The organism is Pseudomonas edaphica (genome assembly GCF_005863185.1).
GTDB lineage: Bacteria > Pseudomonadota > Gammaproteobacteria > Pseudomonadales > Pseudomonadaceae > Aquipseudomonas > Aquipseudomonas edaphica.
In genome coordinates, this window is sequence record NZ_VBVZ01000296.1 from 1 (window position 1) to 7,423 (window position 7,423).

6 protein-coding genes are annotated in these 7,423 nt (G+C 59.2%); 2 read left to right on the forward strand and 4 right to left on the reverse strand.

The genetic code is table 11. The features are described 5' to 3' along the window. The first annotated feature begins 153 nt into the window (after nt 1-153). Entirely contained in the window at nt 154-1,479 is a 1,326-nt protein-coding gene (locus FEM54_RS19110) for an APC family permease (RefSeq protein WP_138452480.1), read from the forward strand. A gap of 100 nt (nt 1,480-1,579) precedes the next feature. Continuing rightward, nucleotides 1,580-1,852 carry a type B 50S ribosomal protein L31 gene (locus FEM54_RS19115; protein ID WP_017135901.1) on the forward strand — a complete coding sequence of 91 codons (273 nt, stop codon included), beginning with the start codon at nt 1,580-1,582 and terminating at the stop codon, nt 1,850-1,852. A gap of 20 nt (nt 1,853-1,872) precedes the next feature. Here FEM54_RS19115 and FEM54_RS19120 read toward each other — a convergent pair whose 3' ends face one another. The 4 genes from FEM54_RS19120 to FEM54_RS19135 all read right to left on the reverse strand — a co-directional run. Continuing rightward, nucleotides 1,873-3,252, reverse strand: a complete 1,380-nt coding sequence (locus FEM54_RS19120; RefSeq protein WP_138452482.1) for an ATP-binding protein — start codon at nt 3,250-3,252, stop codon at nt 1,873-1,875. Further along, nucleotides 3,249-5,075 carry a DAHL domain-containing protein gene (locus FEM54_RS19125; RefSeq protein WP_225933034.1) on the reverse strand — a complete coding sequence of 609 codons (1,827 nt, stop codon included), beginning with the start codon at nt 5,073-5,075 and terminating at the stop codon, nt 3,249-3,251. The genes FEM54_RS19120 and FEM54_RS19125 overlap by 4 nt, the downstream gene beginning before the upstream one ends. Beyond that, on the reverse strand, nt 5,072-6,034 hold the full coding sequence (locus FEM54_RS19130; RefSeq protein ID WP_205894419.1) for a cytochrome-c peroxidase: 963 nt from the start codon (nt 6,032-6,034) through the stop codon (nt 5,072-5,074). The genes FEM54_RS19125 and FEM54_RS19130 overlap by 4 nt, the downstream gene beginning before the upstream one ends. Before the next feature lie 21 nt (nt 6,035-6,055). Further along, nucleotides 6,056-7,423 (reverse strand): putative bifunctional diguanylate cyclase/phosphodiesterase (locus tag FEM54_RS19135; RefSeq protein WP_138452486.1); only part of this gene is annotated, 1,368 nt, incomplete at its 5' end.

The window sequence follows — 7,423 nt, forward strand, 5'->3', positions numbered from 1 at the left end:
GGGGCGCGTAGCGGCCCTAAGATTTTGGGGCCGCTGCGCAGCCCAGCGGGAGCAAGCTCCCTCGCCACAAAAGCGACATCAATCATAAAAATAGTTTGCGCTTCACCGACTTCAGTTCTGCCATAAATCTAATAAATCAGCGGAGAATCGCTCATGGCTCGTTTGCAACGCACCCTGTCGTTAGGGTCGGTGGTGCTGTTTGGCATCGCCTATATGACGCCGATCATTGTGCTCGGCACCTTCGGCATCCTCGCGCAATCCACCGGCGGTATGGTCCCGGCCGCGTACCTGGCGGCCCTGGTGGCGATGTTCTTTACCGCCATGAGTTATGGACGCATGGCCTCGGCATTCCCGGTGGCCGGTTCCGCCTACAGCTATGTGCGCAAGGCCATCAGCCCCAAGCTGGGCTTTATCGCCGGTTGGGCGGTGTTGCTCGACTACCTGTTCCTGCCCATGGCCATCTGGCTGATCGGCGCTGCGTACCTGCATTCGGCGTTCCCGGCGGTGCCGCAGTGGGTGTGGGTGCTGGCCTTTATCGGTATCACCACGGCAATCAATATCATCGGGTTGAAGCTCGCCAACGGCATCAACGCGCTGCTGATGCTGGTGCAATTTCTGGTGCTGATCGCGTTTGTCGCGCTGTGCATCCATTACATTGGCGGTGACGCGAGCAAGCCGCTATGGACCATCGCCCCGTTCTTCAACGGCCAGATGCACATGCCGCTGATCATGAGCGGCGCGGCCATCGCCTGCTATTCGTTCCTGGGCTTTGATGCGGTCAGTACCCTCACCGAAGAAACCCGCGACCCGCGCCGTACCATCCCACGGGCAATCATGCTCATAACCCTGATCGACGGCCTGATCTTCGTCGGCGTGTCGTACTTCGTGCAGATCGCCCACCCGTCGTTCGAATTCGCCGATGTGGATTCGGCTGCCTACGAGATTGCCCGCAACGTGGGCGGCGACCTGTTTGTGTCGATCTTCCTGATCGGCCTGATCGTCGGCCAGTTCGCCTCGGGGCTGTCGGCCCAGGCCAGCGGTTCGCGGCTGTTGTTTGCCATGGGCCGTGACGGCGTGTTGCCCAAGTCATTCTTCGGCACCTTGCATGCGCGCTTCGGCACGCCGGTCAACAGCATCCTGTTGTGTGCGGTGGTGGCCTTGCTGGCGTTGAAGCTCGACGTGACCACCTCAACTTCGTTCATCAACTTCGGTGCGTTCCTGGCGTTCAGCCTGGTGAACCTGTCGGTGATCTTTCACTACTGGATCGGCGCCAAACAGCGCGGTGTGCGTGAGGTGATCCTGTTCCTGGTATTCCCGACCATCGGCTTGCTCGCGGACGTGTGGCTGATGGTCAGCCTCGATCACCTGGCGATTTACCTGGGCGCGGTGTGGTTGGCGATTGGCCTGGTGTACCTGGGCTTTCTAACGCGCGGTTTCTCGAAACAACCCCCGGAAATGGACTTCCAGGAAGCGGCATAGAAGCAGTCGGCCTATTCTTATTGCAATAGGTTCTCGTTTGGGTGCATGATTTGTGTTACTGTATAACACTTGAATTGCACCCAGACGCCCCGGAGGCCTTATGAAAGCTGGTATCCATCCCGACTACCGCACTGTGCTGTTCCACGACACCGCCGCCGACGTGTTCTTCCTGATCGGCTCCACCGCCGACAGCGACCGCACCCATACACACAGTGACGGCAACACTTACCCGTATATCCCGCTCGATGTGTCCAGCGCCTCGCACCCGATCTATACCGGCCAGCAGCGCAAGACCCAGGTCGAAGGCCGGATCGCCGGGTTCAACAAGCGTTTCGCTTCGTTTGGGTCCAGCCCAAAAAAGGCGGATGCATAACCCCGACTCGGCGGCGTGCCCTACGCCGCCGTTTGCCGAATCGGCAGCACCACCCGAAAGGTTGTGCCCTTGCCCAACTCACTGCTGACCGAGATTGAGCCCCGGTGTTTCTTGACGATGCCGTAGGAGAGTGACAACCCCAGGCCAGTGCCTTCGCCGACGGGTTTGGTGGTGAAGAAGGGGTCGAAAATCTTCTGCACGGTTTCCGGCGCAATGCCACAGCCGTCGTCCGCCACTTCCAGCCAGATGTTCTCACCTTCCACGCCGTTGCTGATGGTAATGGTGCCGCGTTCCGGGCCCATGGCTTGTGCGGCATTGATTACCAGATTCATCACCACTTGATTGAGCTGCGACGCCAGGCACTCGATGTCCGGCAGCGGCATGTAGTGCTTGACCACATCAGCCCTGTACTTCAGTTCGCTGGCGACGATGTTCAGCGTCGAATCAATGCCTTGTTGCAGATTGGTGAATTGCCAGGTCTGGTCGTTGTCCACCCGCGAAAAATTTTTCAGGTCTTTGACGATTTGCACCACGCGGCCAATGCCATCCTTGGATTCGCGGATCAGGATCGGGATGTCCTCCTTGAGAAAGTCCAGCTCCAACGTCGTGCGCAAAGCCTTTAGCTGGTCGCGCTGTGGTTGCGAAGCGATTATTTCCTCGCTGTGTCGATAAGCTTCAAGCATCTGTTGCAGCTGGTTGAAGTAGCCATCGAGGGTGCTGAGGTTGGACGAAATGAAGCCTACCGGGTTGTTGATCTCATGGGCGACACCGGCGGCAAGCTGACCCAGCGACGCGAGCTTTTCCGACTGCACCAGCTGGCTTTCCAAGTGCTTGCGCTCGTCGATTTCCAGTTGCAGCGCCTGGGTACGTTGTTCCACCAGCTGTTCCAGGTGGGAGGTTTGCAAGGCGGCGCGACGGGCCATGTCCCACTTGTTGGCCAAGGTGTTGGCCATTTGCTGGACCTCAATGTTGTCGAAGGGCTTTTTCAGGATCAGCAAGCGGTCATGGGCGTGCAGGCGAAAGAGCAGGTCCTCCCAGGAGTAATCCGAGTACGCGGTGCACACCACCACTTGCAGGTCGGGGTCGACCTTCCACAATGCCTCGATGGTCTTCGCGCCGTCCCAGCCCTGGGGCATGCGCATGTCCACAAAAGCCAGCGCATAGGGCCGTTGTTCTGCCATGGCCGTGGTCAGCAAGCCCAGGCCTTCTTCGCCACCGTACGCCGAATGCAGGTCGAATACCTGAGCCTGAGGCGTGGCGGCGGCGCCGAACAGCGCTGATTCCAGGTCGTCCAGTGCAGGGTTGGCGGCCACGCTCGGCATCAGAATCTTGCGAAAGTCTTCATGAATTGACGGTGTGTCATCAATCAACAGAATGCGCCGGTTGGGAGTCTGGTTCATGGGGCAGTTCCGGCAAGGGTAAGAGGAATCGTCAAGGTAAACACTGCGCCAAGGCCTGGCCCATCGCTGTGGGCGCTGAGTTGGCCGTGCATTTCCACGGCGGCCAGGGCGCAGCTGTGCAGGCCGAAGCCGTGGCCTTCTTTGCGCGTGGTGAAGCCGTGGGTGAATATCCGGGTCATGTTCTCGGCGGGTATGCCCTCGCCATCGTCCCTTACACTGATTTTCAGCGTCTCTTCAGCCGCCGGTTGCACGGTCAGGGTCATTTGCCGTGGCCGGTCACTGAGGTTGGACATGGCGTACTTGGCGTTGCTGATCAGGTTGACCATGATCAGCAACAGCCGGTGTTTGTCGCCCAGAATCTCCGGTACTTGCGCGTACTCCTTGACCACCGTGACGTGATGACGGCTCAAAGCGCCGGCGTTCATGCGCAGGGCGTCTTCCATCAACGCGCTGATGTTGACGGGTTCGAGCAGTGTGGAGGCGCCGGCATAGGATTGCTGGGTCGAGACGATGTCCTTGATGTGGTCAACGCTTTTGCTCAGTTGCGTCAGTTCCTCGCTCATGTCTTGCTGTTCGACTGCAATCGCTTCGACCAATTGGTTCAGGTAGCCCGGCAGCAACTTGCCCTTTTCATCCTCGCTGAGGAAGGTGCCCAGGTCGCCCTGATGCGCGTTGATCAATTGCATGGCTTTGCCCAGGCCCTGGGCCTTGCTGTTGCGCAATTTGCGCCCCACCAGGTCGGCGGAAATGTTCACACTGTTGAGCACGTTGCCGACGTTGTGCAGCACGTTCGTGGCGATTTCCGCCATGCCCGCCTGGCGGGCGCTGTCCATCAGCTCGCTCTGGGCGTCCTTGAGCTGTTGCGTGCGCCGCTCCACCCTTTGTTCCAGGGTTTCGTTGGCGGCCTGCAAGGCACGATTGATCCGGTTGATCTCGGCGAAACTGCGCAACAGGCGTACCGCCAGGTACAGCAGCAACACCACCAGCAAGGTTGAGAAAATCAACAGATAGCGGTGGTATTGATGATCAATGAGGTCGGCCGCCTGCTGGTCCTGGTTGAGGTGGGTGGTCAAGTCATCCAGGCGCTCGGCCACGGGCACTGCGGCAATTCGTTCGAGGAGGCTGTTGACCACCGGTTGCTCGCGCAGGATCAGCGAAATGTGGTTGCTGAGGATCTCGACCGGGGCCTGGAACTCAATGGGCAGGCGTTCCTTGTTAATTTCCAGTTTGCCCAGGCCCACCAGAATATCGGCGGCGCGGTCGTCGCTGGTGACCTGGGCGAACTCCAGGCTGCTGAGCAGCAGGTCGTAGGTGTCGGTGGCCACGCTTTGCAGTTGCAGCCGCCCTCCATCGTCAACACGATTGAACTGGGCCTGGATATCGTCTTCAGCGGTCGGCAGAAACGCCAGCGAGTTGCGCAGCACCGCATTGTGGGATTTGAACCGGTCTACCAGCCGCGCCTTTTCCTGGATGGCGGTTTCATACGCTAGCTGGATGGTGCGCCAACGGGGCAGGTCGACGCTGTTGTGGTAGGTGCTGCGGCTGTTAAGTTCGGCCCATATACGCGTCATTTCGGTGAGTGGTGTCACCAGCGGATCGTAGTTGTGGGTAATCGCAATCCGGGCCTTGAGCACTTCGCTGTCCCATTGTGCGTTGAGTTGCTGGAGCTGGCGGATCAGGTCCCGTGACTGGGTGTAGCTGGCTGTTTGGTCGCGGGAGGACATGAGGTACAAAAAGACCAGGGTCGAGGCCAGCAGCAGGGTCATCAACCCCAGCAACAGCTGACTGATACGACGGCGGGACAGGCTCGGCAGTCGGCTCATAACGGCTTGCCCGCCCATTGGCCAGTCAGGGTCTTGAGAAACAGGATGATCAGGTCCTTGTCTTCCTGGGTCGGAGTGCGCCCCAGCTGATACTTGAACATTACGTCCACAGCCTCTTCCAGGCTCTTGGCCGAAGCGTCGTGAAAGTAGGGCGCGGTGACCGCCACATTACGCAGGCTGGGCACCTTGAACACATAGCGGTCCTCTTCATCCTTGGTCAACAGGTAACGCCCCAGGTCCGACTCGACCGGGTTGCCGCGGTCCTTGAAGTAGTCAGCCATCACGCCGAATTTTTGAAACATGTTGCCGCCGATGTTCACACCCTGGTGGCAGGCGATACAGCCGTAATCTTTGAAACGCTGGTAGCCGTACTTTTCCTTGAGGGTCAGGATCTCCGTATTGCCCTTCAAGTATTGGTCAAGTCGTGAGTCGGGCGTGAGCAGCGTGCGCTCATAGGTGGCCAGGGCGTTTTGCACATTGGCTGCGGTGACCCCATCGGGATAGGTCTGCTGGAATGCGCTCTGGTAGGCGGGCACGGCGGCGAGGTTCTGCACCACGGTTTTCCAGTCGCTGCCCATTTCTGCCGTGCTGGTGACCACGTGTTCGACTTGCGCCTCCAGCGTGTCGACACGACCATTCCAGAACTGTTTGAAATTCAGGCTGGCGTTGAACACCGATGGGGTGTTGACCTCTACCGGTTTGCCGTCAAAACCGATCGAAAACGGCTTGTCGTCGGCGCCGCCGGACTCCAGGCGATGGCAACTGGCGCAGGACAGGGTGTTGTTGGCTGACAGGCGTGGCTCATTGAACAGTTGCCGGCCCAGTTCGACTTTGGCCGGGTCCAGCGTCGGCACGCCCGGCAAGGGTTTGAGTGCCTCGTCCAGCGGTGCGGCTGCCAGTGGCAGACTCGCGCCTAACCATAAGGTGAAAATGAGCCCTTGGGTTGATACTTCGCTCAAGCGAGCACTCCTTGCAATCGGCTATTGATCGGGCATCAGGGCAGGGTGACCGGCTTGCATCAACTGCGCAAAATCCTTTGGGGGTACGGCTTTGCTGAATAGAAAACCCTGGCCTTCTTCGCACCGCTGAGCTTGCAGGAAGTTCAGTTGTTCGATCGTCTCCACGCCTTCGGCAATGATGCTCATGTTCAGACTTTTGCCCATGCCGATGATAGCGCTGATCAGTTGCGCGTCCTGGCTATTTACGCTCATGCCGCGTACGAAAGATTGGTCGATTTTCAGCACGTCGATGGAAAAGCGCCGCAGGTAGCTGAGGCTGGAATAACCGGTGCCGAAGTCATCCAGGGCCAGACGCACGCCCATGGCCTTGATGGTGTTCAAGGTGGCGACGGTGTCGTCGACATTCTGCATCAACACGCTTTCGGTGATTTCCAACTCCAATTGGGCAGGCGGCAGGCCGGTCTGTGTGAGTATCTCGGCCAGGTTGTCGGTAAAGTCCCGCTGGCGAAAGTCGATGGCCGAGACGTTCACCGAGATGCACAACGGGCTCAAGCCCATGGCGCGCCAGGCTTGCCCTTGCTCGCAGGCCCGGCGCAGTACCCACTGGGTCAAGGGCACTATCAGCCCACTGTCTTCGGCCACCGGAATGAACTCAGACGGACTGACCCATCCGGCGCGCGGCGCAAACCAACGTATCAAGGCTTCGGCACCGACGATTTTGCCGGTTTTCAATTCCAGTTTCGGTTGGTAGTGCAGCACGAACTCGTCACGCTCCAGGGCCTGGCGGATCGCGCTTTCCAGGCCTTGCTGATGTTGCGCGCGCAGGTTCATGGTCTCGGTATAAAAGCTGAAGTCACCCGGGCCGCGCTCCTTGCTGGTGTGCATGTCGGTTTCGGCATGTTTGATCAGTTCCACCGCCGTGCTGCTGTCATTGGGGTAAATACTGATGCCCAGGCTGGCGGTGACGCTCAGGTCGTGCCCGGCGACGTGGCGGGTTGTGCGCACGGCCGTGAGCAACTTTTGCGCAATATGCTGGGTTTGTTGCGGGTGCTGGATATCGTTGAGCAGAATCACAAACTCGTCGGCCCCGTAGCGAAACACTGAATCCGAGTCTCGCACCGTCGCCACCAGGCTCTGGCTGACCTGCTGGAGCACCTCGTCGCCCGCCGGATACCCCAAGGCATTGTTGATGCGCTTGAAGCGGTCGAGCCCGATAAATATCACCGCCAGTTGTGTGTCATGCCGTCGGCCCAAGGCGATGGCCTGGGTCAGGCGGTCACCCAGCAACGTGCTGTTGGGCAACTGCGTGAGCGCGTCGTATTGCAACAGGTGCGACACTTTGAGCAGTTCCTGCACGCGTTCTTCAATGGTGCGCTCCAGGCCCAGTAC

Bases quoted from the DNA above. Each gene is read 5' to 3' on its own strand.
- FEM54_RS19110 (WP_138452480.1), top strand. From the start codon at position 154: ATGGCTCGTTTGCAACGCACCCTGTCGTTAGGGTCGGTGGTGCTGTTT.
- FEM54_RS19120 (WP_138452482.1), bottom strand. From the start codon at position 3,252: ATGAACCAGACTCCCAACCGGCGCATTCTGTTGATTGATGACACACCG.
- FEM54_RS19115 (WP_017135901.1), top strand. From the start codon at position 1,580: ATGAAAGCTGGTATCCATCCCGACTACCGCACTGTGCTGTTCCACGAC.
- FEM54_RS19125 (WP_225933034.1), bottom strand. From the start codon at position 5,075: ATGAGCCGACTGCCGAGCCTGTCCCGCCGTCGTATCAGTCAGCTGTTG.